Origin of the sequence: Rhizobium sp. NFR12 (assembly GCF_900108545.1) — a bacterium.
Taxonomy (GTDB): Bacteria; Pseudomonadota; Alphaproteobacteria; order Rhizobiales; family Rhizobiaceae; genus Neorhizobium; species Neorhizobium soli.
The window spans coordinates 45,441-71,916 of the sequence record NZ_FNWM01000004.1 but is presented as its reverse complement, the minus strand read 5'-3'; the positions used below and the strand labels follow the sequence as shown (position 1 = coordinate 71,916).

Here is a 26,476-nt window from a genome sequence, read left to right as displayed (position 1 = left end):
GCGTCATTCCGCCGCGAGACGCCGCAGACCGGCGATCTGGGTGAGGTAAGCGCGCAGCGCCGCCGGTCGCACCGGCTTGTGCTGCAGTGAAATGCCGTGTTTCTCAGCCTCGTTGCGCACATCCGCGGACCGATCGGCGGTGATGAGCAGGGCCGGAACATCGGCCTCGTAAGCGGCACGCAGCGACTGGATCGCCGCGATCCCGTCGCCGTCATCGAGATGATAATCGGCGATAATGATATCCGGCGCCGGCTCACCCGAACGGGTGATTTCGTCCAGCGCCGTGATGGACTGCGCTTCCCTGACCGTGCAACCCCAACCCGTAATCAACAGCGCCATCCCCTCCAGAATCTTCGGCTCGTTGTCGATGCACAGAACCCTCAGCCCGGTCAGCGGCTGCGAGCGTTTGCGCCGTTCAGGCCGCTCGGAGGCTTTCGCTGGTCGCGCGACCGATGCGTCGAGCGGCAGATCCACCCTGAAGATGGTTCCGCGACCGGGCCTCGATGCAAGCTGCACGGGGTGGTCGAGCACACGCGAAATACGGTCGACGATGGAAAGACCGAGGCCGAGACCGGTTGCGGTTTTCGCCCCTTCGTCGAGCCTTGCGAATTCCTTGAACACGGTCTCGAACTGGGCTGCCGGAATGCCGATGCCGGAGTCGTGCACTTCGATCGATACTCGCCCGCCATGCCGCCGCGCGCCGACCAGAACCTTGCCGCTGATTGTGTATTTGATCGCGTTGGACACCAGATTCTGCACCAGCCGGCGCAGGAGATTGGCGTCGGAGCGAACCCTGAGTGAGGTCGGCATCACCACGAAGGTCAGGTTCTTCTCGCGCGCCATCGGCTCATAGTCGGTCGCGATTCGGCGCAACAGGTCGTCGAGGGCGATGGTTTCAAGCTGCGGCTTCATTGCGCCGGTGTCGAGCCGCGAAATATCCAGTACCGCCCCAAGGATCGCCTCAACCGATTCGAGCGCGGAATCGATGTTGCGCACCAGCGGACCGTTGCGGTCGGCAGGCGTCATGCGCTCGACCAGTGCGGATGAGTACAGCCGCGCGGCATTGAGCGGCTGCAGGATATCGTGGCCGGCAGCGGCAAAGAAACGTGTCTTGCCGATATTGGCTTCCTCGGCCTCGGCACGCGCCTGGCCCAGTGCATGGTTGACGCGGGTTAGCTCTGAGGTGCGCTCTGTCACCCGCTGTTCGAGCGTTTCATTCGCCTGTTTCAGCGCCTTTGCCGCCGCAACACGGTCGGAAATATCGGTGAAGGTTGCAACGATGCCGCTATCCGGCATCGGGTTGGTGCGCACTTCGATGATCCGCTCGCCGCTTGCAACGACAAGCGAGAACGACGCATCCAGCGTCTTGAACCGGTTGACCACATCCGCCTGTTCGTCTGCAGGAATGTCACCCCGGTCCGAAAGCATCGCCACGATATCTGAGAGCGGAAATCCGACCTGGCCGACCTGGTCGGGAAGGTCGAGAAGATGGCGAAAACGCCGGTTCCAGATCGTCAGCCGGTCGGCACTGTCGAACACGGCAATTCCCTGGTCCATCTGCGAAAGCGCCGTCTGCAGCATGTCCTGATTATACTGCAGCGCCTCGCTCGCCTGATCGAGCAGGAAGGCGGTGTCGGCACTGGCATCCTCGGCCTTCTGCAGGATCAGCGACAAGACGAGCCGTGCCGAGGAAGAACCGATCGCGCTTCCCAGCAGCTGTTCGGAGAAATGCACCAGCGCCATATCGGCCGGCTGGTCGTCCTCGAAACGGCGTCCTGCGGTGCGCTCATAGTGGGAAAACGAACGCTGCATGCGCTCCTCGCCGAGATAGCGCGCAATCGTCGCCTTGAGGTCTCCCACGCTGACACGGGTCTTCCAGCCGCGGGTCGCGAATTCCGAGCGCAGATGCCGTTTGACGAAAATTCCGGCCTGCAAACGCTCCACGGGCCGTGGATTGCGTGACAGAGAGCCGAGCACGAAAGCCAGCATGTTGAGCGCCAGACTGAAGATCGTCGCGTTGACGAGCGGATCGGTTTCGGGACCGGAGAATATGCCGGTGCCGGGGATCAGGAAATTCAGCACGGCCGCGGCGATGTGGGAATTGTCCGGTCCGCCGAGGCTCGGCACGAACAACAGATAGGCCCAAGCCGCAAACCCGAGGCACATGCCAAGGATTGCGCCTCGGGCATTGGCCCGGCGCCAGATCAGCCCGCCGAACAGCGCGGGTGCCACCTGCGCGATCGCCGCAAACGCCAGAAGGCCGATCGAGGCAAGACCCGACTGGGTGTCCGCCATGCGGTAATAGCCGTAGCCGAGAAGCAGCACGGCGAAGATCGCGAGCCGTCGGATATTGAGAAGTGCACGGGTGAAATCGGCACGACCCCCATGCGCCGAGCGTGCCGCCATCAGCTTGCGGCGCAGGAAGACAGGAATGATGATGTCGTTCGACACCATGATCGACAGTGCGACGGATTCGACGATCACCATCGCGGTTGCGGCGGAAAAGCCGCCGATGAAGGTGATCAGCGTCACAACCGGCAGATTGCCGTTCAGCGGAAGCGTGAGAATGTAGAGATCGGCATTGCCTGTGCCGCCGAACGTGACCAGCCCGGCGATCGCGACCGGCAGCACGAACAGGTTGATCGCGACGAGATAGATCGGCAGCAGAAACGAAGCGACCTTGCGTTCCCGGTCCGTGCGGTTTTCCACGACCGTCACATGGAACTGCCGAGGCAGAAGCAGGATGGCGAAGGCCGAGAGCAGTATCAAAATCAGCCAGCGGCTGAGCGGCGTTTCGTAGGACAGTGCCGAGGTGATCAAAAGGTTGTCGGCAGCCTTGGCCATCAGGTCTGCAGGACCGTCGAACAGCACGAACAGCACCGTCAGCCCAACGGTTGCAAAAGCAAAGACCTTGACGACGGATTCCATCGCCACTGCCAGGATCAGACCGTCCTGATGCTCCGTCGCATCCGTATGGCGTGTGCCGAACATGACGGCGAAACCGGCCATCAGCAGTGTCACGATCAGGGCCAGATCGATGAAATGCAGGTTGCCGCTGCCAATCCCGTAGTCGGAGGGATTGACCATCACGGCAACCGAACTCGACACGGCTTTGAGTTGCAACGCGATATAGGGCACGGAGGCCACCAGCGCGATGATGGCGACGATCATCGCCACGGTCGAGTTCTTGCCATAGCGGGCAGCGACGAAGTCGGCGACGGAGGTCAGTTTCTCGGCTTTCGCGAGTTCGACGATGCGTCGGATCAGCGGCATGCCCAATGTCAGCATCAGGATCGGGCCGATATAGATGCCGAGGAATTCAATCCCGCGACGGGAAGCCAGACCCACGCCACCGAAATAGGTCCACGAGGTGCAGTAGATCGCCAGGCTGAGCGCATAGACCACGGGCCGGCCGATCTTCGGCACGCCCACGACGCGACTTCTCCGGTCGCCATAACTTGCGACCGCAAACAGCAGCAGGATATAGGCGAAAGCGGCGACGATGATCACCCAGCCCGAAAGCATGTCTCCTCCCCGCAATGCCGCGACGCGGATGAGATTAGGTCAAAAGCAAGGGTTTGCAAATCGCAGCGGCATTGGCAAAAAGTCCAATGCCTGGTCATCTTTAAGTCTCTGTCTTTTTCACCTTTTCAGCAAGTGGTGATGCACTATGTTGGGGCGGATCAACAACCCGAGCAGCAGGGGTAATGCTATGTCCGTTGTTTCCGAATTCCGTTCCTTTATCGCCAAGGGCAATGTCGTCGATCTCGCCGTCGGCATCATCATCGGCGGCGCCTTTACCGGCATCGTCACATCACTGGTCAACGATCTCGTCATGCCGGTCGTAGGTGCCGTGACAGGCGGTGGCTTCGACTTTTCCAACTACTTCGTGGCGCTGTCGAGTGCGGTCACAGCGCCCTCGCTGGAAGAAGCCCGCAAGCAGGGCGCCGTCTTCGCCTATGGCAGCTTCATCACGGTCGCGATCAACTTTCTCATCCTCGCCTTCATCATCTTCCTCATGGTCAAGGGCGTGAACAAGCTCCGCGCCATGGAAGAAAAGAAGCCTGCGGATGCCACACCGGCCCCGCCGCCGGCCGATATCCAGCTGCTGTCGGAAATCCGCGATATTCTGAAGACGGGTAACCCGATCCGGTAATCCAACCGCGTCAACAGATCGGCGATCCATCAAGAAAAACGATCGCCGATCCACGGATTGTCATGGGATTTTCCGAGTTCTCTGCGCTAAACAGAATTAAAGCATAGGGAAATGTTCAGGAACCATGTCGATCATTGCAAGTCTCAGCCCGCGCGCCGTCTCCACTCCCGAAAGCGGTATTGTCGAGATCATCAATCACGCCCGCGCCGGTGGCCGCCGCGACCTGATCCCGCTATGGGCAGGCGAGGGCGACCTGCCGAGCCCGGATTTCATCAATCAGGCGGCATCGAGCGCGCTTCTGGGCGGTGAGACCTTCTATACTTGGCAGCGCGGAATTCCCGAACTGCGCCAGGCACTGTCAGACTATTACACGCGTCATTTTTCAAAGACGCTGTCGTCAGAGCATTTCTATGTCACCGGCTCCGGCATGCATGCGATCATGATGGCCGTGCAGGCGATCGCCTCGCCGGGCGATGAACTGATCTACCTCTCGCCGACCTGGCCGAACATCATCTCCGCGATCGAGCTTTCCGGCGCTTCCGCCATCGGCCTGCCGCTTGCCTTTACCGGCGGCGGCTGGTCTCTCGATCTCGACACGCTGGACGCTGCGATCACACCAAAGACACGTGGCCTTTTCATCAATACGCCCGCCAACCCGACCGGCTGGACGGCAACGCTTGATGATCTCCGAGACATTCTGACGCTCGCCCGCAAACATGGGATCTGGATCATCGCCGACGAGATCTATGCACGTTACTACTACGGTGGTGCGGCAAGGGCTCCGTCCTTCCTCGACATCATGGAAGAGGGCGATCGGATCATCTTCGCAAACTCCTTCTCCAAGAATTGGTCGATGACCGGCTGGCGCATGGGCTGGCTGGTGGCCCCGCCGGAAATGGGGCAAGTGATTGAAAACCTCATCCAGTATTCCAATTCGGGCGTTGCCCAGTTCATGCAGCGCGGCGCGGTCGTGGCGCTGAACGAAGGCGATGGCTTCGTCAACGAGAACGTGGCCCGCGCCGTCGCCGGCCGCGATATCCTCTGCGATGCGCTGATCGCCACCAACCGCGTGCAGACGCTGAAACCGGATGGCGCGATCTACGCCTTCCTGAAGGTGGATGGCGTAACCGACAGCCGCCTGACGGCATTGGACATCGTCGACAAGATCGGCGTGGCGCTGGCGCCCGGTTCTGCCTTCGGAGAGGGTGGCGAACTGTTTCTGCGGGCCTGTTTTCTGCGCAATTCGGCCCATGTCGAAGAAGCCGCCGGTCGGTTGGCGGACTATATCAAGCGCCTCTAACCCCGCTCCATCACCGCAAAGAGGGCGGTCTGTAAAATTTTATCGATCGCCTGAACGCCGTGTTTTCCGTGTTCCGCGTTAAACCCGGCGGCCCCGCCCGGTGGTAAGGTTTGCTGAAGAACGGCCGTGTTTCTCTCTGCGAAAGAAAAAAGCAGGGGCGAGAAAATGGCTGTTCTGGTCACGGGTGGTGCAGGGTATATCGGAAGTCACATGGTCTGGGCGCTGCTCGACGCTGGCGAGGATGTCGTCGTGCTCGACCGGCTGTCGACAGGCTTTCGCTGGGCGGTTCCGGACGAGGCGCGCTTCTATCTGGGTGATGTCGGCGATTCCATCATCTTAAAGCAGATCTTTGCTGAAAATGACATCGACGCTATCCTGCATTTCGCAGGCTCGATCGTCGTGCCGCAATCGGTCGCGCATCCGCTGGATTATTACGAGAACAATACCGGCAAGACCCGCTTCCTGGCGGCAGCCGCCGTCGAAGCGGGCATCAAGCATTTTGTCTTCTCTTCCACCGCCGCCGTCTACGGCGATCAGAAGGATGACACGCCAGTTCTGGAAAGCGCGCCGACGCTGCCGAAAAACCCCTACGGTCAATCCAAGCTGATGTCCGAACTGATGCTGCGCGATGCGGCTGCAGCCCATGATTTCCGCTTCGTCGCGCTGCGCTACTTCAACGTCGCCGGTGCTGATCCGCTTGGGCGCACCGGTCTTTCCACGGAAGGTGCGACGCATCTCATCAAGATCGCCTGCGAGGCGGCTCTCGGCAAGCGCCGCGGCGTCGATGTCTATGGCACCGATTATCCGACAGCCGATGGTACCGGTGTGCGCGACTACATACATGTGACCGATCTGGTCGAAGCGCACTTGAAGGCACTGAGCTATCTGCGTCGTGGCGGCGAACCGCTGATCGCCAATTGCGGTTATGGGCGCGGCTATTCGGTGCTGGAAGTGCTCGAGGCTGTCAAGAAAGCCGGAGCCCGCGGGTTTGACATCAACTACGGCCCGCGTCGCCCGGGCGATGCAGCAAGCGTCGTCGCCAATGCGACGCTCGCCCGGCGCCTTCTTGAATGGACCCCGCGCCACGACGATCTCAACCTGATCGTCGAAACCGCAATCCGCTGGGAACGGGAACTGGGCGATCGCCGTCCGGAAAGCATCCGTGCGATCCGCACCCGGCTCGCGTCGGCGAGCTTCTGAGCGCAAGCATGATGCAGTGATGCGGCCGCATTGCTGATACGTGAGAATGCGCATAGTCGAATGGCGTGCAGGGGATTAAAAGCGGGATCCTGGAACAACCTGATCCTGCGGAAACTGACCATGCGCCTCTTGTCCACCGCCGCTATCCTCCTTTGCTGTCTTGCGCCTTTGGCGAAAGCAGACACTCTGGCGGTTCAGAAACTGGTCGAGCCGCGTCTGACGGTGGCGCCTGCGGGAAATGCGAAACACATCCGTGTTGCCCTTACCTTCGATGCCTGCATGGGCAAGGCCGACGAGCGTATTCTGACCACGCTGGTTCGTGAAAGAATTCCCGCAACGATCTTTGTCACGTCACGGTGGCTGAAGCACAATCCGGAAACGGTCGCTGTTCTGCGTGAAAACAGCGATCTCTTCGAGCTGGAAAATCACGGCGAGAACCACATTCCCGCAGTCGATATTCCGGTCGCGATCTATGGCATACCGGCCGCAGGCTCGCCTGAAGCTGTCGGCCGCGAGGTGGGACGAGGGGCCGACGCCATGCTTGCAGCCGGTCTTCCTAGACCGCACTGGTTCCGCGGCGCGACGGCAAAATATGATCTCTCGGCCATCCGGGAGATCCGGGCCATGGGTTTCAAGATCGCCGGCTATTCGCTGAACGGCGATGATGGCTCGCTCCTCGGCGCCGCGGCTGCCGAAAAACGGATTGCTGCTGCCAAGGATGGCGATGTGGTGATTTCACACATCAACCAGCCGACTCATGCCGCCGGCGAGGGGGTCGCTCGTGCACTGGTTGATCTGAAAAACAGAGGCGCAGAATTCGTTCGCCTCTCTGATTTCGAGGCCTCAGGCGACCATGAGACGACCGCCAAGCTGCCTGGATTATTTTGAGGTGGATCGGGATCAGCCTCAAAAGGAGGGCTCGGAAGTTGCTCGTTCCTCCGAATTTCATGTGAAAGCAACGAAGAGAGCGTGAGCATCTCGATTACTTAATTAAGCTTAAATTTTCTTGCAATTTTTATGCTGCACTGCATTATTGTCTCCGTTTAAGGAGTGCGATTATGCAAGCAGAGCTAAACTCATCTCTCTTCGATGCTGCTGCTTATGATGAAGGTGCAGAGCGTCTCCGGCTGTTCATGAAAAACGGGCAAATTCGCGAATTCGAGACGGTACCCGTGCAGGTGTTCCAGCAATTGGCAGGGTCCCGGTCGCCAGGACAGTATTACATCGAAAACATACGTTCCAAGTTCCCGATGTTCGGTTGATCGCCGAATCGGCGTTGCTCGGCGGTCGCGAACGGCCTGAGCTATCTCGCTGACGCGGATCGCCGGTGTTTAAAGGGTAGAGCTCCCTCATAATAACACGTGCACATTGTTTTAGTATTCGCTAAGTAATGGCTGTTATTGTCGTCGCCACTGATGTCGGCAGAGCAAGCCATGGAAAACAAACGCATCTGGACGAACAACGAACTGGACGACCTCCTGCGCCAGTTGAATGTTGCTTTGGAGGCTTCCGGCATCGGCATCTGGCAGCACAATCTGCGCAAGAACCAGACCCGGTGGGATGAGCAGCTACAGGAACTCTACGGTGTCCCGAAGGGTCCGACGGATGTGGTGTGGCTCGAATGCGTCCACCCAGACGACCGAGATGCCGCCAATGCGCACTTCGAAAAGGCAATCGAAAACCGCGAAGACTATGCGTCGCAGTTCAGGATCATCCGCCAGGATGGTTCCATTCGCCACCTTCGCTCACGCGCAAAGTTCTTCATCGACGGGAATGGCGAGCCATGCTTCGTCGGCGCGGAATGGGATGTCACCGACGATGTGATGCGAAGCCATCAACTGGCGGAAGAGCGGGAAGCCGCAGACCAGAGCCGCGCCGAAGCGCGCTATGCTGCTGACCACGACCACCTGACCGGACTTCTCAACCGCCGCAGCTTCGACGCGATATGTGCCAGCCTTGCAAAACGCGGTGAGCTGGACTTCGTGTCGCTGTGCCATCTCGACGTCGATAACTTCAAGGAAATCAACGACCGATATGGCCACGCCTGTGGAGATGTGGTCATCGCCCATGTCGCGTCGATCCTGAAGCAGGCAAGCCGCCCGGGAGATATCGTGGCGCGGCTGGGGGGTGACGAATTCGCCATCGTTTCGATGGACCGCGGCCTCAACGCGATGGAGAAGATCGTCGCCGAAATCCGCGCCGAGCTACAATCACCCGTTCTTCTCAACGGCAAGAATGTCGTTGTCACCTGTTCGATGGGCGTGGCGCAAACCTCGGCGTCGGATGTCACCGGACTGCTCGCCTGTTCCGATCTCGCGCTCTATGAGGCCAAGAGAAACGGACGCAACCGCGCCGAATGGTTCTCGCCCGCCATGGCAGCCGCATCGATCGCCGAAAAACACATCCTCTACGAGCTGCGCAGCGCCATCACCAACGGCAATTTCGTGCCGTTCTACCAGGTACAGGTCGATGCCCGGACCCGCGCGATCAAGGGCCTCGAAGCGCTGGTGCGGTGGAAACATGGAGAAGAGCTGAAACCACCCGGCGCATTTTTGCCGACTGCGGTGACGAACGGGTTGATTGACGAAATCGACGAAATCATGCTGCGCCTCGTCCTTGCCGACTTGAGGCGATGGCAAGCCGAGGGATTTGCTCTGCCGCGCGTGTCCGTCAACATGTCGGCCTCCCGCCTCTCCGATCCTGATTTGGAGGAAAAGCTCAAGCGTCTCGATATCCCGGCAGGCCAGGTGAGTTTCGAACTGGTCGAGACGATCTTCCTCGATGAGCTCACACCGGAGATCAGAGCCAATATCGATGCGATCCGGTCGCTTGGGATTGAAATCGAGATCGACGATCTCGGTTCGGGCCATGCCTCACTGCTCGGGTTGATCAAGCTTCGCCCGGACCGCGTCAAGATCGATCGGCAGCTCATCCTGCCCATGCTGGATGGCCTGCCCCAGCAGCGCCTGGTCGCCGCACTGGTCGATATCGCCCGGACGCTGGACATGGAAGTCGTCGCCGAGGGCGTCGAAACGCTCGGCCATGCGGACGTGCTGGCAAGTCTTGGCGTTGACCTGCTGCAAGGTTTTGCCTTTGGCCGGCCGGAGCCGGCACATGTCGTCGAGAAGCGCTTGGAGAAGCGCCATACGACGGCGCCGACCGGTTCGCGCGCGTCTTCGGCAAGGCGTCGCTGATATCCGAGCAGTTTTAACTACCGTAAATAATTTTCTCGTATTCCCCCGAGGTGCTGGAAATCAGCATCTCGGCAGTGCTAGACCCGTGATCGGTGAAAATAAATTACGGAGAGCCTCGTGAGCCAGAAGAAGATCGAACGTCTCGCTGCTGCGGATGCCCAGGCGGGCGGCCAGCGACGTCCATTTGCCAAGGCGGTCCGCGCCGGCGATTTCGTTTATGTCTCCGGACAGGTGCCGACGGTGGATGGCGAAGTGGTGACCGGTGGCATCGTGGCCCAGACCGAACAGGTCGTTGCCAATATCAAAGACGTGCTGGCGCTTGCGGACTGCACGCTCGCCGACGTCGTGAAGGTCAACGTCTGGCTCGACGATGCCCGTGACTTCTCCAGCTTTAACGCCGTGTTCCAGAAGCACTTCATCGATCATCCGCCGGCACGCTCGACGGTCCAGTCGCCGCTGATGGTCGATGCCAAGGTCGAGATGGACGTGATCGCCTACAAGCCGATCGACTGATTGTGTCAATGACGACCGTCAGTCGCCGAGAAGCTGGCGGTCGTCGCCGTCGCGGTTGCGCACCAGTTCTTCCTTGATGCTGCGCAGCGCCTTGAGCGCAATGTTGCGGTCGGCATAGGCGACCATGTTGGCGAGGATGTCGATCGCAGCGAGATAGGCAAAGCGGGTCGAGGTGGGGCGGAAGATGTTCTTGCCCTCCTGCATGTCGATGGCGATCGTCAGGTCGGCCGCATCGGCGACAGGCGAGCCCCGCTGCGTCATCACGATGGTGGGAATGCCATGTTGACGCAGCAGCTTGAGGCATTGCACGAGACCCATGTCGCGGCCGGTATAGGACGATCCGAACACGACCGTGCCAGGCTGGGTCGCCGCCGAGATCATCAGGTTCATGTTGTGGTCGTTCGATGCATTGATGCGGCAGCCGAGACGAAAGAGGCGATTGTGCAGCTCGTTGACGACCATCGCGGAATTGCCGCTGGCACCGAATGCCTGGATGAAGTCGGCGCCGCGCAGCATCTGCGCCGCCTTCTCGATCGCGGCGAGATCGAGCTGCCGGTGCAGGTCGAAAAGCGCGTTCTGGGCTTTCGAGATGATGTCCTGGGCAACCTCTTCCACCGTCGCGGTCGGTGCTTCCGGTTTCAGATAGCGCAGGCCCACATAGGCCATCTTGGCCAGCTGCACCTTGAAATCGGAATAGCCCTGGCACCCCAGCCGACGGCAGAACCGGGTCACGGTCGGCGGCGAGACCCCGGCGCGCTCGGCCAGATCGCTGATCGACGAATTGACCACGAAATCGACATTGGCGAGCGCAAACTGCGCCAGTTTGGTCTCCAGGCTCGAGAGCCTGCCGTCTTCGTCGGAAAGCGCGTGAAACAGATCCATCAGGTACTTTCCTCGAAAATTGGCGCAGACACGAAGCACATCACGATCGTGAAAATGAATTTCACCAGTTCTTGCCCTGATAGCACAAAGCGGGCAAGCATCAACGAAACCAGCCACGCCCACAGAGGTTTACATCATGAACTATCCCTGGCCTGAAACCGGCACGCCGCTTGATCAGATTGCAACGCCGATGCCTGTGATCGACGAGGATCGGCTTGCGGCCAATATTGCGCGGGTACAGGCTTACTGCGATGCGCAGGGCAAGACGTTCCGGCCGCATATCAAGACCCACAAGATTGCAGCCGTCGCCCGCCAGCAGATCGAAGCCGGTGCCGTCGGCCTCAACTGCCAGAAGGTCACCGAAGCCGAAGTGTTCGCCGATGCCGGTTTCGACGACATCCTGATCACCTACAACATTCTCGGGGCTGCAAAACTCGCTCGCCTCAAGGCGCTGAATGCGCGCGTGACAAAGCTTGCGGTCGTTGCAGATAGTGACGCGACCGTATCGGGCCTGGCAGCCACGTTCGATACCGATCGCCCGCTGACGGTCCTGATCGAATGCGATACGGGCGCAAAACGCTGCGGCGTGCAGACGCCGGAACAGGCGGTGGCTCTCGCCGAAAAGATTGCAGCGGCGCCGGGCCTGCGCTTCGGCGGCATCATGACCTACCCGGCCATCGGTGGCGCAGAGGCCGTCGAGGAGTTCATGGCAACCACCATGTCGCTTCTGTCGGGAAAGGGAATCGAATGCCCGGTGCGGTCCAGCGGTGGTTCGCCGGATCTCTTTTCGGCGCATCTGGTCCCCTCCGCCACGGAACACCGTGCCGGCACCTATGTCTATAACGACCGCAGCATGGTTCGCGCCGGTCACTGCACGCCCGATGATCTCGCCATGCATATCCTGGCAACGGTCGTGTCGAAACCGGCTGCGGACCGGGCCGTGCTCGATTGCGGCTCGAAGGCCCTGACCTCCGACCTGCTCGGCTTTTCGGATTACGGCTCCCTCGTCGGCTTCGAGGGTGCGCGTATCGTGTCGCTGTCGGAAGAACATGCGGTGGTCGATCTATCGGGCTGTGCAGTGCCGTTTGCGGAGATCGGCCAGATCGTGCAGGTCGTGCCGAACCACACCTGCGTCGTCACCAACCTGTTCGACCGGATGGTGTTTCACCGGAACGGCATCGTGACGAGGGTCGAAAACGTCGATGCGCGCGGCACCGTCTGGTAACCGCCGGATCGATCGTTACGGACCGAATGAAAATGGGGCGCCTGTTTCGGGCGCCCTTTTTCATGTTCGCAGCGCGAAATGCCATGAAGGTGAAAATTTCCCCGAATTTAGGCTTATAGAAAATAAATTACACAAATTGGTGCATATTCTGGAAATTCGTTGACTTAAGCCGGTTTTGACGCATTATGAAGAAAATAAATTACACCAAAATGGTGAGCGGGCGAACTGAACGAGAAACGGGACTGAGGTTTTCCGGAGCATGGCATGCCTGCTCCGGCGATCGACAAAATTCAAGCAATAGGGGTGCTGGCGCTCGGTGACCGTGATGGGAGCCTGATGCCGTCGGACCTGTCCGGATAAGACATATGCGCATCTTCACCGCCTCGCTGGCGACCGAGACCAACACATTCTCTCCCGTCCCGACGGATATGAACGCCTTCAAGGCGGCGTTCTTCGCCGGGCCGGGCGAGCATCCGGATACGCCGACGCTGTGCTCGTCTGTCGTGCCAATTCTGCGCCGCCGAGGCCGGGCGGAAGCTTTTACCGTGATCGAGGGCACGTCCTGCTGGGCAGAGCCCGCCGGCCTGATCCAGCGCCAGACCTATGAGGCGCTGCGCGACCTGATCCTTTCCGAACTGACGGAAGCGCTTCCCGTCGATGGCGTCGTGCTCGGCCTCCACGGTGCAATGGCAGCGCAGGGCTATGACGATCCCGAAGGTGATTTTCTGGAGCGTGTCCGGCAGATCGTCGGGCCGGATGTTCTGGTTGCTGCCGAATTCGATCCGCATAGTCACCTGACGCCCCTGCGCGTCGCCAATCTCGATATCATGGCCGCCTTCCTCGAATTCCCCCATACGGATTTCGAACAGCGCGGCGAACACGTGGTCGAGCTGGCGCTGGAGGCCTTGAAGGGCAAGATCAAGCCGGTCATCTCCACATTCGACTGCCGGATGATCACGATTTTCCCGACCAGCCGCGAGCCGATGCGCTCCTTCGTCGACCGCATGCAGGCGCTGGAAGGCAAGGACGGCATCCTGTCGGCCTCTGTCATCCACGGCTTCATGGCCGGCGACCTGCCCGACATGGGCACCCGCATCGTCGTCGTGACGGACAACGACAAGGCCAAGGGCGATGCGCTGGCAGCCTCCCTGGGACGCGAGCTCTACAGCCTGCGCAGGCAGACCGCGATGCCCATGCTCGATACCGAAGCGGGCCTCGACAAGGCCGTCTCGATCCGCTCCTCGCATCCCGGGGTGCCGGTAACGATTGCCGATGTCTGGGACAATCCCGGCGGCGGCGTGGCCGGCGACGCAACCTTCATCCTGCGCCGGATGATGGAGCGCGGCATGGACGATTTCGCCGTTGCGACCATCTGGGATCCGATTGCCGTCACCTTCTGCCAGGCGGCGGGAGAGGGCGCCGAACTCAGCCTGCGCATCGGTGGAAAATCCGGCCCGGAAGGCGGTGAACCGCTCGATCTGCGCGTCACGGTGCAAAGCGTCTTCGATGCGGGCTGGCAGAGCTTTCGCAACAGCCGCGTCACGCTCGGCAGCACCGCCGTCGTGCGCCCGGTCGGCAGCCATATCGATATCGTGCTGATCACCAGCCGCACTCAGACCTACCAGCCCGATATCTTTGCCAATCAGGGCATCGATTTTGCGGCCAAATCCTATCTGCTCGTCAAGTCGACGAACCATTTTCACGCGGGCTTCCAGCCGGTCTCGTCTGAGATCGTCTATATCGCCGCGCCGACCTGTTACCCGACCAATCCCGCAACGACGCCCTATCGCAAAGCGAGCCTCGAAATATGGCCACGCGTCGCCGATCCGCTGGGACTGGATGCCTGAATTTTCGACCGGACAGGAAAGCCGGCCGGGATTTGATCACTGAAGACAACAAGGGGATGATAATGAAAAAGAGTGCACTTGTTCTCATGACGCTGGCGGCTTTGGCCGGCACCAGCAGCCTGGCGCTGACACAGGCGAATGCCCAGGCCGGCGACGGCGTGCTGACGGTTGCGACGATCGGCGAGCCGCCGTCGCTCGACGTGATGCAGACGCCGACCGATATCGTGCTGACCATCGACCAGCACATTTTTGAAACGCTCTACACCTATGACGCCGAGTGGAAGTCCGTGCCGCTTCTGGCCGCCGCCATGCCGACGCTTTCGGAAGATGGCCTCACCTACAAGATCCCGCTGCGCGAAGGCGTCAAGTTCCACGACGGCAGCGACTTCGATTCCAAGGACGTCACGGCGTCGCTGAAGCGCTGGATGACGATCAATTCCAAGGGCAAGCAGGTTGCCGGCGTCGTCGAAAGCATCGCGGAAGATGGCGACCATGCCATCGTCATCAAGCTGAAGTCGCGGTATGCGCCGCTGCTCGCAACCCTGTCGCAGGCGTCTGTCATCCTGCCATCCGAAAAGATCGCCGATACGCTGACCGAATTCGTCGGCACGGGTCCCTATTCGCTGAAGGAACGCAAGCCCGACCAGTACACCCAGCTCGTCCGTTTCGACGGCTACAAGTCGCCTGAGGGTGAGCCGAGCAACTATGCCGGCAAGCGCGAGGCGATCGCCAAGGAAATCCGTTTCGTGCCGGTTCCAGACGCCAATACCCGCGTCGAAGGCCTCATCTCCGGCCAGTTCGATTTCGCCGACTCGCTGCCGGTCAGCGCCTATGAGCGCGTCGAAAAGAGCAGCAATGCCAAGCCAGTCATCTTCAAGAATGCCGGCTGGGCATCCATGAACATGAACATGAAGGAAGGCCTTCTGGTTAAGAAGGAACTCCGTCAGGCCGTTCAGGCAGCGCTCAACGCATCGGATATGATGCTCGCCGCTTTCTCCGACGACCGCTTCTTCAGCGTCGATGCCTCGATCTTTCCGGAAGGCTCCTTCTGGCACACCGAAGCGGGCGTTGCCCGTTATGGCGAAGGCGATCCGGAAGCAGCTGCCAAGCTGCTCAAGGCTGCCGGTTACGATGGCCAGCCGCTGCGCCTGATGACCAGCCGCCAGTACGAATTCCATTACAAGATCGGCGAAGTCGCCAAGGCCTATCTGGAAGCTGCAGGCTTCAAGGTCGATCTGCAGGTGGTTGACTGGGCAACGCTCACGACCCGTCGTGCCGATGCCAAGCAGTGGGATATCTTCATCACCCACTCCAACTTCCCGGGCGATCCGACCACGATCAACACGATCACCGACACCTATCCGGGCTGGTACGTCTCCGAGCAGAAGACCAAGGCCGTTGCGACCTACATGGACGCCACGACCGACGACGCCAAGAAGACCGCATGGGACGCCATCCAGACGGTCATCTACGACGATGCGCCGCTCTACAAGGTCGGCAACTTCAATGGTGTTTCGGGTCTCGCCAACGGCGTTTCCGGTTATGAGCCGACCTACTGGCCGCATTTCTGGAACGTGAGCCCGAAGAAGTAAGCTGGATAACTAGGGACTGGCTATGGCAAGGATCGCACAGGCACTTTTGAAACGGCTGGGGGGCATGGCCATCGTGCTCGCCCTCGTCGTGACGGTGGTCTTCATCATCGTTCGCGTGACGCCTGGCGATCCTGCCGCTGTCATGCTGGGGTCGGATGCGACCCCGGAAGACATCGCGCAGCTGCGCACCCGCATGGGCCTCGATGCGCCCATGCTCGTTCAGTACGGCCAGTTCGTACTGGGCATTCTGAAAGGCGATCTCGGTCAGTCCATCTTCTTGAACCAGCCGGTCACGACTGCCCTTGCCGCGCGGGCGGAGCCGACCTTCTTCCTCACCCTGTTCTCGATCCTGATCGCGGTCGCCATCGCGCTTCCCGTCGGCATTCTCTCCGCCGTCAAGCGCGGCACGATCTTCGACCAGATCGTGGTGACGCTGACCATGGTTGCGGCAAGCGTGCCGAGCTTCTGGCTAGGCCTGATGCTGATCCAGATCTTCGCGGTCGGGCAGGGCTGGTTCCCGGCCTCCGGCTACGGCGGTCCGGGCACGCCGTTCTTCGAACGCCTGCATCACCTCGTCCTGCCGGCCGTGGCACTCGGCGTCGTCAACTCGGCGCTGATCACTCGCTTCACCCGCGCCGCCATGCTCGATGTACTCGGCGACGATTACGTCCGCACGGCACGAGCCAAGGGAGCGGGCGAAGGCCGCGTTATCCTCAAGCACGCCTTGAAGAACGCGCTGATCCCCATCATCACCGTCATCGGCCTGTCGGTTGCCATGCTGGTCGCCGGTGCCGTCGTGACGGAAACCGTGTTCGGCCTTCCCGGCGTCGGCAACCTCGTCGTCTCGGCCGTGTTGCGGCGTGATTATCCGGTCATCCAGGGCGCGTTGCTCGTCGTTGCCGCCATCTACGTTCTCATCAACTTCATCGTCGACATGCTCTACATCATCGTTGATCCGCGGGTGCGCCTATGAACACCATGGCCTCCGTCTCCATGCCCTTCGCGTCAAGCCTTCGCCGCCTGTTCGGAAACCGCGCGATGCTGGCAGGCGCCATCATTCTCGTGGTCGTCGTTGCAGCTGCACTGCTTGCGCCCTGGGTCGCCCCTTACGCGCCAAACAAGCTGTCGATCGTCAACAAGCTGAAGCCGCCGTCGATGGCGAATTTCTTCGGCACGGACGAATTCGGCCGCGACATCTTTTCGCGCGCCATCTTCGCAGGCCGCATCTCGCTGATGGTCAGCCTCGGCGTGGTCGCCATTTCCACGGTTCTCGGGGTCATTCTGGGTGTCGCTGCCGGCTTCTTCCGCAAGCTCGACGCGCCGATTTCGCGCCTCCTCGATGCGATGATGTCGTTTCCCGATATCCTGCTCGCGATCGCGCTCGTCGCGGCACTCGGTCCGTCGCTCACGACCGTCATCCTGGCGCTCGGCATCACCTACGCGCCGCGTCTTGCCCGCATCATCCGCGGCTCGACGCTGGTGTTGCGCGAACTGCCCTATATCGAGGCAGCTGTGGCCATGGGTCTGCCCACATGGCAGATCCTGCTCCGCCACGTTCTCCTCAACCTCGCATCGCCCATCCTCGTGCAGGCAACTTTCGTGTTCGCCTCGGCGATGCTGGCGGAAGCGAGCCTCTCTTTCCTCGGCGTCGGTGTTTCCACTGACATGCCGACCTGGGGCACGATGCTCGCGTCAGGGCGCGAATACATGAACAACGCTCCGTGGCTCATGGTGTTTCCAGGCCTTGCCATCGTGTTTTCGGTTCTCTCCCTGCAGTTGCTGGGCGATGGCCTGCGCGATCTCGTCGATCCACGGCTGGCGAAGGAAAGCTGATCATGACCGACACAGTAAAAACGACCCCGCCTGTTCTGTCGGTCGAAAACCTGACGACCTCCTTCAAGACGCCGGAAGGATGGAAGGCCGTCATCCGCAACATCAGCCTGTCCGTCGATGCCGGTGAGACGGTGGCGATCGTGGGTGAAAGCGGCTCCGGCAAAAGCGTCACGGCGCTCTCCACCATGCGGCTCCTGCCGCCGGGACGCTCGCGCACCGAGGGCCGAATCCTGCTCGACGGTAAGGACCTGCTGGCCGCAAGCGAATCCGAAATGCGGAAGGTCCGCGGCGGGTCGATCGGCATGATCTTCCAGGAGCCGATGACCTCGCTCAATCCTGTCTTCACCATCGGCAACCAGATTGCCGAAGCGCTGGTCCTGCATCGCGGCCTGTCGTGGAGCCAAGCCGAGGCCGAAACAGTGCGGCTGATGGAGCGGGTGCGCATCCCGGCCGCCAAGGCGCGGCTGCACGAATATCCGCACAAGTTCTCCGGCGGCATGCGCCAGCGCGTGATGATTGCCATGGCACTTGCCTGCCGTCCGAAACTGCTGATCGCCGACGAACCGACGACGGCACTCGATGTAACGATCCAGGCCGAGATCCTCCACCTGCTGCGCGAATTGCAGCGCGAGGAAAACATGGGCGTGCTGTTCATCACCCACGACATGGGCGTGGTGGCCGAGATTGCCGACCGCACGGTCGTGATGTTCCGCGGCGACATGATCGAGACCGGCCCCACCACCGAGATCTTCGCAAGTCCGAAGGCGATCTACACGAAGTCGCTGCTCGCCTCGATCCCGCGCCTCGGCGCGATGGGCGCGTGCGTGGCGCCCAAGCGCTTCCCCGAAGTCGATCCTGCGACGGGCGTGGCGACCGACGGCCGCGAAATGAAACCGGTTTCCCAGACCGTCGCACCGATCCTCAGGGTGGAAAATCTCGCCGTCCGCTTCGACCTGCCGAATGGTCGAGTCCATGCGGTGGAAGACGTATCCTTCGATCTGCGCCCCGGTGAAACACTGTCGCTGGTCGGTGAATCCGGTTGCGGCAAGTCGACGACCGGACGCGCGATCATCCGTCTGCTCAATCCCTCCGCCGGCTCGATCGTGATCGACGGCCAGGATGTGACCAAGGCGGGCACGCGCGATCTGCGAACCATGCGTCGCAATTCGCAGATGATCTTCCAGGATCCGTTTGCCTCGCTCAATCCGCGCATCACCGTCGGTTCGGCCATTGCCGAGCCGATCCTTGCGCATAAAATGATGGGCAAGCGCGAGGCCAAGGCGCGGGTTTCAGAACTGCTGGAACAGGTGGGGCTTTCAGCCGCGATGGCCGATCGCCATCCCCATGAATTCTCGGGCGGGCAGCGCCAGCGCATCTCGATCGCGCGCGCGCTCGCGCTGGAGCCGAAATTCATCGTTGCCGACGAAGCGGTCTCGGCTCTCGACGTCACAGTCAAGGCGCAGGTCTCCAACCTGCTGCTCGAGCTTCAGGAAAAACACGGTCTGGCCTACCTGTTCATCTCCCACGACATGGCCGTCGTGGAGCGCATGAGCCATCGGGTCGCTGTCATGTTCCTTGGAGAAATCGTGGAGATCGGGCCGCGGTCGGCGATTTTCGACAATCCGCAGCATGCCTATACCCGCCGGCTGATTTCCGCCGTGCCGGTTCCCGACCCGTCACGCCGCGGTGAGACGCCGCCACCATTGTCCGAAGAGATAAAAAGCCCCGTTAGGCCGCTCGATTACGTGGCGCCGAAGCGCACCTATCTCGAGGTCTCGCCGGGTCATTTCGTCCAGCAGGCGGCGTAAGCACCCGCGTGCCGGACACGTTCAGGCAATGATGTCGAAGTCTGCTGCGGTGATGTTGAGGCCCTTGTCGACGGTGGCAAACAGCATCTGCCCGTATTTGCCGGTTCCATCGGCGTCGTAGTAGAGACGACCGGTCGCCTTGTCGTAGATGATCCGGTCGGATGCGTCGCTGGCCGCGGTGCCTGCGTGGAACGCATCCGATGCAAGATCTCCGACGTCGCCTGCCTTGGTGAATATCCCGGAGTCGAGCCAGATCGTATCGTCCGCGACGGAGAAATCGGTGATCGTATCGACATTGCCCTTCTTGTTCAGCCGCGTGTCGAACACGAAACTGTCCGCACCTTCGCCGCCTGTCAGGCGATCGTTCGAAAGACCGCCGTACAGGACGTTTGCGCCCTTGTCGCCCGACAGTACGTCGGCATATTGCGAACCGATGAGGTTTTCGATCGACGTATAGGTATCGCCCTTGGCATTGTTCGTATTGCCCTGCGGCGAGGCGAGGCTGGCAACCACTGAAGTTGTGGAATTGGCGTAGGAGACGGTATCGGTCCCCGCGCCACCGTCCATCTTGTCGATGCCGGCACTGCCCATCAGCGTGTCGTTGCCCTTGCCGCCGGACATGATGTCTGCGTAACGCGAGCCGTTCAGCAGGTCATTGCCGTCGCCCCCGAGCTTGGGGTCGTTGAAGGTCACGGTCACCGTGATGTAGGATGTCGGTCCCGCCCGGATGCCGGTAAAATCGAGCGCGATCTTGTTGGCGTCGAAAGAGACATCCCTGCTGTCGAGGCCAGCGATATTGCTCTTGATCGAGACACCGACGATCGGGGAAAGGCTGTTGTTGCTATCGGTAAACACCGGCCCGTTGAACTGCACGGCGCTGGCGGTGTCACCCGCGTTTGCCTTGTAGCCAGAGGTCCACAGGGCATACGAGGTAAACTCGAAGCGGATCGAATTGTCCTGCAACTTCAGCTGAAACAGTGATTTGGTACCGACGGTGATACCGGCGACCGCAGTGGTATCGACCACACTGATGATACTGCTATCCTGGGACGGCGTATTCCGGTTCGGAAACTGGTACTGATAGTTGAATGGGTTGCCGTAAAAGCCCATGGTATTCTCCGCACGCTTGCAGCTATCAGAACTATGCGAGAATGATTATTTTAGATTTAAACGGTGGCTGGGTCGCCTCGTTTGCTTGCTCGATCTCACGGTTCGCCAGGACCATACGACACACCAACTGCCGCGTCACGCTCGCGTGATCGGGGAACTGGCTGATGCATCAATGAGTTGTCTCTTCATAACACGGAGAAATACTATGCATCTTGTTACGAAATTTCTGACCGCGTCTTCGCTTGCCGTTGCCCTCGGCCTCACATCTCTTGTGCCGGCCACTGCAGCACCTCTGCCGATGGTGAAGTCGCCACAGGTATCTGATGTCGAACACGTCCAGTACCGTCGCGACATGCGTGAACGCCGCGAAATGCGTGATCGTCGCGGATGGCATCAGGGTCATCGTGGCTTCCGCGACCGCCGCCCCGGCTATCGCCGTCACTCGGATGGTTTCTGGTATCCGCTCGCAGCATTCGGCGCAGGTGCAATCATCGGCGGTGCCGTGACAAGTCGCCCGGCCAGGGCAGGTACACGCGCGCACGTCCAGTGGTGTGCTGATCGCTACCGCAGCTACCGCGCGTCGGACAATAGCTACGTGCCGAGTGCAGGTATGCGCGCTCAGTGCAATTCGCCTTACAACTAAGGGCTCATAGCTTTTAGAACTAAACGAGGGCAGCGCCTTTTGCCGCTGCCCTCGTATTTTGGTGCAGGTCATCTGTTGAATATCCCGACAGGGCCACCATATCATGGCTACAACATTGCTTTCGTCGGCGACCACGGATGTACTGGCGCAAGGGCTGAGAGCAATGCAGGGAGGTCGGTGCGTCTATACGCTCCGGCCTTTTTTAATGCGCGGATCAAGGCCGGATCGCAGCCGTGGGCTAGATGATCAGGTCCGATGGCCAGAATTCGTGATATTGCGCCCACAGGTTGAACACAGGCTGCGAATTCCATAGCTATTTGAGCCTGCCTGTGAGCAGGATGGTTTTTCAGGAGACCATCAATGCGCTCACCGTTGCTTCTCGTTCTCCTGTTGTCGGCAGCGCCCTTGTCCGCGAAAGAGCCGCCACGCGAAGTCATCCTGTCCGAAGATGGAAACGCGCAGGTACTGTCCGGCACTGCCACTGGCGGATCGAGGTCATCCTTCACATTGAAGTCTGTCGGCGACCGGATCGTCACGTTCAAGCTCGAAGCCGATAACAACAATTGCAATGCGGAGCTGCAAACCAGCGCGCAGCGCGGTTTCATGGCGGACTTCGGCCGCTTTCCGACGACGAGATCCGAACCGGCGAAAAACAACGAGACCTTCGTGCTCTCGGTCTTCCAGACCCGCGGCGCATGGATGAGCAAGACTCCCTGCGATTTTTCGTTGTCCGTGCAGTAAGCCACGCCACATCGACACTGTAAGACGCGGCCAGCCTGAAAAAATGCACGACGTTTAAAATCTTACCTATTCTCAAAACGGGATATGCAGCGAATACAGGTAAATCTCTCTCCATTCCACTTGGAGACGAGCCATGAAGCTGCATTCGATACTCATGACCCTGACGCTAATCGCGGTGCCGTCGGTAACGATGGCAGCTGGCCCGGTCGGCATTATGCGCGATGTCAGAGGCGCGGTTCAGCGCATCCAGGAAAGCGGTTTTGCGCTGGCGCCTTACGCCTTTGCCAAATTCTGCCGCAGCAACCAGGAACAGTGCGCCGATACGGGCGGCGACGGCATCGTCGAGCTGACCGAGGATCGCAGGGCGCAGCTGCTGTCGGTAAACGCGGGCATCAATCGCACCGTGCGTCCAGTCAACGACGCAGGCGGCTCCGACGAGTGGAGCATCGATGTCGCTTCAGGCGATTGCGAAGATTACGCGCTGACCAAGCGCAAACACCTGATCTCCCTCGGCTGGCCATCCGGTTCGCTGCGGGTGGCCGTCGCAAGAACGCGGTCCGGAGAGGGACACGCCGTGCTTGTCGCAAAGACTTCCGCCGGCGATCTGGTGCTCGACAACCGGTTTTCCGAAATCAAGCCGTGGAAGAAGACCGACCTCACCTGGATCATGATGCAGTCGCAGAGGAGCCCCAGGATCTGGGTCAAGATCGGGCCATCCAACGACCGCCCGACCCTCGTTTCCAATCAATGGTAGAGTTGGTTCTCGCCGCTATGCGGAAGCGAGAACCGAGCTGCAGGACGCGATAAGTCTGTCTCGAGAGACCGTTGCGTGCCTGCTGATCTCGGTAGAAACACACGCGGTCATCTCGACCGAGGCAAGAATTTCAGCGGATCGCCTGGCGACTGCGGGGATCGAGGCAAAACCCGATATCGTCTCTCGGTAAACGTAGAAATCGCTGGCGCCGTACTGGCTGTAGAGAATTTCCTTTTTCTTGTCTCCCAGCGTATGGCCGATATTCTGGCCGCCGTAACCGATGCAGATCGCGGGTATTCCGAGGTTCCAGGCATTGACGCAGAGATGGTAGGTATCGGTGATGACAGCCTTGCACTCCATCAGCTGTCTCAGGATTTCTTGCGGCAGCGGCGGTTCGCGCGTTGCCGGGAATCCCGCAAGCCGGGCAAGCGGCAACTGACGCGGAGCCGAACGGAGCCAGGGCAACCATACGGTTTTTGTCTCCATCTGCTGGCCGAGCGCGCGCGCCAGGATCAGCGGCTGAAGGATCCATTTCGACCGTCCGAAGAAGACACCAAGGTGAGTTCCGGATTGCTCTGGCGCCGTCAGCAGCCCATAAGTCTCGAAATCCTCAGCAGTCAGCAACAGCGCGCAATCGGTGCCGAGCGGATATCCACCGCTACGAAACGGCGCAACCTTTGCGGCCGAAAGAGCATCCCGGAAGAATATGCCGGACGCTTCACGCACCAGCCGCCGGAGCGCTGCCGCGTACCGTTGATCGATCAGTTCGGACGCCCCGACCGTGATGATGGTACCGCCGTAGACGACGACCTTGCGCAAGATCTCCGGACCTGCGTCTTCCAGCATCAAGGCACGATAGATCAGCTCCATAGCCTCAGCGCGACTGCCGCTGATACCGTCCCGGACAAGCCAGCCGGCGAGATCCGTTTCCCAATAGGGTTTCGAATGGAGAAAATCGCCCCAGTAAACGATGAGATCCGCCTCACGCACCTCGTTCAGGTGGAGATGCAGCGGCAGATAGGACACGTGCCGCTCGTCTTCACGGTATCCAATCTTGTCGATATCGCCCAGGCAGTAATACTGGATGTTGTGCCCGGGGAAATGCTTGGTGAAAAATGATTTTGCAGACAGATCGACGGTATACATTCCCGTGTTTCTGCTTGGGAGAAAAGCGCAGACAACCGCTATGTTCGACAAGTGAGACCCCCTTATAAATTAACAAACTGTTGCCCGGCAGAGAACCGGTCGAAGTATCGGATGTGTTCGCCCCGTCAGCCGCGGCGTGATTTCCAGATCTCGATGATTGCTTTGATACGGTCGTGAAATGCGAATGCCGACAAGACCGCGTACATCCCGCAAGCGGTGAGCGTAAACGCGACGGCAACGCGTCTATCTTGCAGATCGAGCTGAAACGTCGAGAGCACGACCGCCAGCATCCCGATGACACCGACAGCAAGGACCGCAGGCAGCATGGTTTTCATGCCGTCGGAGGCCGCGATGTCCCCGAAGGTCTTCTCCACGGTGAAGAGAAGCGCGACCGTTCCCAGGCAACATCTGAGACTGAACATGGCGGCGGCCCAGAATATTCCGAAGTAAGCCCCGACCGCGATCATCGAAATGTTGGCAATCGCCTGGTAGAGATTGTTGCGGAAGGCAAACCCGGGATGACCTGTCGCGACAAGAAAGGTTTGCAACGGCACGATCACTGCGATGAACGGCAGCGACAACAGCATCAAGGTGATGGTTTCCGGCAGTTGCGGCCACTTCTCGCCAAAGATCGTCAAGGCAATGATGGGCGCCGAGAACGCGGACGCGACGAACGGGATCGAAGCGATCAGGCTCGTCACGCCGCAAGACCGCCACATGGTCGATGTCATCCGCTTCCGGTCTCCAGCCATTCTGGAAAAGATCGGAAGCAGGACGTTGTTGATGGGATTGAGGAAAAGACTTGTCGCAAGATCCAGGACCGTGCGCGATAGCCTGAAAACACCTGTTGCCGTCGGCGTCGCGACAAGGCCGACCACCAGATCCGCAGACCGTATGTTGATCTGCGTAACCGCGGACATTCCGATGATGGAGAATGAAAACCGCATCGCCGACCGCATGGCATTCAAGGCCGGCAGAGCCGTTGGCTTCCAGCCCGCCACCGCAATGCTGATGATCGCTGCAATCACAGGCGCGATCACCACTTGTGCAACGATGCTCCAGGCGCCAAACCCCGAAAAGGCAAGCGAACAGCAGACAATCCCGCCAACGAGCAATCCAGCCGACTTTCGGACCGCCAGCACCTTGTAGGCGAAATCGCGCGCCAGCAGGCCTTCCGGCACGACCGCGAACGCTGCGACGAGGGGAGCGATCGAGGTCACGGCAACCATGGCGCTGAGGCCGGAGAAGGTTTCCCAGTGGCCAAGAAGCGCGCTCGCTATCAGCAGCAAAGCCGAGCCGCAAAGGCCGAGCAGCAGGAAGAGACCGAAGACCGAATTGATGAATTCATCCTCGAGCAGTCGCCGCTGGATGATGATCTGGCTTCCGGACTGCAGGGTCGACGCCATGATCACGGCGGGCGCAGTCGAGAGGGCCGCAACACCGAACTCGTGCGGACCGAGCAGGGCTGCTGCGATCAGAAACACGACGGTCTGCGTCAGCCGCTCGACGAGCACCTGCGCAAGCGACCAGCTCGTACCTTTGATTGCCAGTTTCAAGTAAGACATGTGAACCCGATCGGTGAGATTTCGGTCGCGTCATGCGAATGGTCTAGGCTGTGGCTCGGTCGATCCGGGGCTCCACCACAGGGAACGGGTGGATTTCGCCGTCGATCAGGTCCTTCGCCAATTGGTTTGGAATGATCTTCGGAACGCCGCGCGGGATCGCCGGGCCGATCAGGAGGCAGGCGAGCCGCAGCAGGGCAAGCTTCGCTTCGCCCCATCTGTTGAGGCATGGATAAAGCACCGTCTTTGCGACCTGCTTTAAGAGTTGCTTCGCATAGGCCTTGCGGAAGCCTCTGGCGATCAGCGAACTGCCGTTTCCAAGCGAGTAGTAGAACGTGCGCTGAACATCGAACTCGTAGTTCAACGGCAAAGGCGGATGGTCCACTTCCAGCCCCGCCAACCGCTTGCCTTTCAATCCCGCATCGACCAGGCGTGCGCCGAGATCAAAGCCCTCTCCGGATCCATGAATGGCGCCGATACCCAGTGTGGCATCGAACTGGAACTCCAGAAACGTCTTGCGGCGAAGGGTCAGCCCCGGCTCCCACATGTTGCCGATGATGGTTTGCCTGCTGATCGAAACATCGCTTTCAATCCGGCTTGCCGCCAGCCGCGTGCCGTTCGCAACGATGTTGCAGGTCACGAAATCGATCGCGCCGCCATCCAGGAGAGTTTTCACCTGGCGGTAGAAATCGTTCGCGGCCGGGAATGTGTCGTCATCCAGAAACGATATGAGGTCGGCCGTCGCGTGATATGCGCCGATATTCCTGGAATGCGACGAGCTGAACACGCGCGAAAATACGGTTTTCACACCGTCGACGCCGATCGTTTCGCGCTCATCGAACCCCTGCATCACGACAATGATTTCGAGTGAAATCGCGCTCTGCTCCTGCAGCCGCCGCACGACTTCGCGGGTGCGCGCGAGACGACTGCTCTTCGAGACGACGGGTATGATCACGGATACATCGTACAT

Annotated in this window: 22 protein-coding genes; 16 read left to right on the top strand and 6 right to left on the bottom strand. The window is 60.2% G+C overall.

Annotation, left to right across the window (positions count from 1 at the left end):
* Positions 1-3: 3 nt before the first annotated feature.
* Complete coding sequence (locus BLW69_RS16690; RefSeq protein WP_092663619.1) at positions 4-3,525, bottom strand: PAS domain-containing hybrid sensor histidine kinase/response regulator; 3,522 nt, start codon at positions 3,523-3,525, stop codon at positions 4-6.
* Positions 3,526-3,712: 187 nt separating this feature from the next.
* On the opposite strand from BLW69_RS16690, the gene mscL reads away from it, so the two are divergent.
* The 7 genes from mscL to BLW69_RS16655 all read left to right on the top strand — a co-directional run bounded on the left by mscL (position 3,713) and on the right by BLW69_RS16655 (position 10,363).
* Positions 3,713-4,156, top strand: coding sequence for a large conductance mechanosensitive channel protein MscL (gene mscL, locus BLW69_RS16685; RefSeq protein WP_062453880.1), 444 nt, complete (start codon positions 3,713-3,715; stop codon positions 4,154-4,156).
* A 124-nt stretch (positions 4,157-4,280) separates the two neighbouring features.
* Positions 4,281-5,456, top strand: coding sequence for a pyridoxal phosphate-dependent aminotransferase (locus BLW69_RS16680; protein WP_092663617.1), 1,176 nt, complete (start codon positions 4,281-4,283; stop codon positions 5,454-5,456).
* Positions 5,457-5,621: 165 nt separating this feature from the next.
* Entirely contained in the window at positions 5,622-6,656 is a 1,035-nt protein-coding gene (galE, locus tag BLW69_RS16675; protein WP_092663615.1) for a UDP-glucose 4-epimerase GalE, read from the top strand.
* Positions 6,657-6,776: 120 nt separating this feature from the next.
* Positions 6,777-7,544, top strand: a complete 768-nt coding sequence (locus BLW69_RS16670; protein WP_062579000.1) for a polysaccharide deacetylase family protein — start codon at positions 6,777-6,779, stop codon at positions 7,542-7,544.
* A gap of 170 nt (positions 7,545-7,714) precedes the next feature.
* Positions 7,715-7,918 (top strand): KTSC domain-containing protein, encoded by a 204-nt coding sequence (locus BLW69_RS16665; RefSeq protein WP_062579001.1) that lies wholly within the window; start codon positions 7,715-7,717, stop codon positions 7,916-7,918.
* Positions 7,919-8,089: 171 nt separating this feature from the next.
* Positions 8,090-9,850, top strand: a complete 1,761-nt coding sequence (locus BLW69_RS16660) for a putative bifunctional diguanylate cyclase/phosphodiesterase (protein WP_162237961.1) — start codon at positions 8,090-8,092, stop codon at positions 9,848-9,850.
* 117 nt (positions 9,851-9,967) lie between these two features.
* Entirely contained in the window at positions 9,968-10,363 is a 396-nt protein-coding gene (locus BLW69_RS16655) for a RidA family protein (RefSeq protein WP_082476182.1), read from the top strand.
* 18 nt (positions 10,364-10,381) lie between these two features.
* Here BLW69_RS16655 and BLW69_RS16650 read toward each other — a convergent pair whose 3' ends face one another.
* Positions 10,382-11,245 carry a MurR/RpiR family transcriptional regulator gene (locus BLW69_RS16650; protein WP_062453874.1) on the bottom strand — a complete coding sequence of 288 codons (864 nt, stop codon included), beginning with the start codon at positions 11,243-11,245 and terminating at the stop codon, positions 10,382-10,384.
* 136 nt (positions 11,246-11,381) lie between these two features.
* Between BLW69_RS16650 and BLW69_RS16645 the strand changes: the two genes are divergently transcribed.
* The 6 genes from BLW69_RS16645 to BLW69_RS16620 all read left to right on the top strand — a co-directional run bounded on the left by BLW69_RS16645 (position 11,382) and on the right by BLW69_RS16620 (position 19,550).
* Positions 11,382-12,470 (top strand): D-TA family PLP-dependent enzyme, encoded by a 1,089-nt coding sequence (locus tag BLW69_RS16645; RefSeq protein ID WP_092663613.1) that lies wholly within the window; start codon positions 11,382-11,384, stop codon positions 12,468-12,470.
* Positions 12,471-12,835: 365 nt separating this feature from the next.
* The gene (locus tag BLW69_RS16640; RefSeq protein WP_092663611.1) at positions 12,836-14,317 is read left to right on the top strand and encodes a M81 family metallopeptidase; all 1,482 of its coding nucleotides are present in this window, start codon (positions 12,836-12,838) and stop codon (positions 14,315-14,317) included.
* A gap of 62 nt (positions 14,318-14,379) precedes the next feature.
* A complete protein-coding gene (locus BLW69_RS16635; protein WP_175487289.1) occupies positions 14,380-15,909 on the top strand; it encodes an ABC transporter substrate-binding protein in 1,530 nt (509 codons plus the stop codon).
* A gap of 31 nt (positions 15,910-15,940) precedes the next feature.
* Positions 15,941-16,882 (top strand): ABC transporter permease, encoded by a 942-nt coding sequence (locus BLW69_RS16630; protein WP_162759435.1) that lies wholly within the window; start codon positions 15,941-15,943, stop codon positions 16,880-16,882.
* A complete protein-coding gene (locus tag BLW69_RS16625) occupies positions 16,879-17,742 on the top strand; it encodes an ABC transporter permease (RefSeq protein WP_062579007.1) in 864 nt (287 codons plus the stop codon). The genes BLW69_RS16630 and BLW69_RS16625 overlap by 4 nt, the downstream gene beginning before the upstream one ends.
* A gap of 2 nt (positions 17,743-17,744) precedes the next feature.
* Positions 17,745-19,550, top strand: coding sequence for an ABC transporter ATP-binding protein (locus BLW69_RS16620; protein ID WP_092663607.1), 1,806 nt, complete (start codon positions 17,745-17,747; stop codon positions 19,548-19,550).
* A gap of 21 nt (positions 19,551-19,571) precedes the next feature.
* Here BLW69_RS16620 and BLW69_RS16615 read toward each other — a convergent pair whose 3' ends face one another.
* Positions 19,572-20,660: a calcium-binding protein gene (locus tag BLW69_RS16615; RefSeq protein ID WP_092663605.1), complete on the bottom strand. Its 1,089-nt coding sequence runs from the start codon at positions 20,658-20,660 to the stop codon at positions 19,572-19,574.
* Between the two features lie 205 nt (positions 20,661-20,865).
* Here BLW69_RS16615 and BLW69_RS16610 point away from each other — a divergent pair, with 205 nt between their 5' ends.
* From BLW69_RS16610 to BLW69_RS16600, 3 genes are all read left to right on the top strand, one after another.
* Complete coding sequence (locus tag BLW69_RS16610) at positions 20,866-21,303, top strand: BA14K family protein (RefSeq protein ID WP_092663603.1); 438 nt, start codon at positions 20,866-20,868, stop codon at positions 21,301-21,303.
* A gap of 360 nt (positions 21,304-21,663) precedes the next feature.
* The gene (locus BLW69_RS16605) at positions 21,664-22,044 is read left to right on the top strand and encodes a hypothetical protein (RefSeq protein WP_092663601.1); all 381 of its coding nucleotides are present in this window, start codon (positions 21,664-21,666) and stop codon (positions 22,042-22,044) included.
* Between the two features lie 133 nt (positions 22,045-22,177).
* Positions 22,178-22,798: a transglutaminase-like cysteine peptidase gene (locus tag BLW69_RS16600; protein WP_244508872.1), complete on the top strand. Its 621-nt coding sequence runs from the start codon at positions 22,178-22,180 to the stop codon at positions 22,796-22,798.
* 15 nt (positions 22,799-22,813) lie between these two features.
* Here the strand turns inward: BLW69_RS16600 and BLW69_RS16595 are convergent, their stop codons facing one another.
* From BLW69_RS16595 to BLW69_RS16585, 3 genes are all read right to left on the bottom strand, one after another.
* The gene (locus BLW69_RS16595) at positions 22,814-23,944 is read right to left on the bottom strand and encodes a polysaccharide pyruvyl transferase family protein (protein ID WP_092663599.1); all 1,131 of its coding nucleotides are present in this window, start codon (positions 23,942-23,944) and stop codon (positions 22,814-22,816) included.
* Positions 23,945-24,069: 125 nt separating this feature from the next.
* Positions 24,070-25,509, bottom strand: a complete 1,440-nt coding sequence (locus BLW69_RS16590) for an oligosaccharide flippase family protein (RefSeq protein ID WP_092663597.1) — start codon at positions 25,507-25,509, stop codon at positions 24,070-24,072.
* 43 nt (positions 25,510-25,552) lie between these two features.
* Positions 25,553-26,476, bottom strand: a complete 924-nt coding sequence (locus BLW69_RS16585) for a glycosyltransferase family A protein (protein ID WP_092663595.1) — start codon at positions 26,474-26,476, stop codon at positions 25,553-25,555.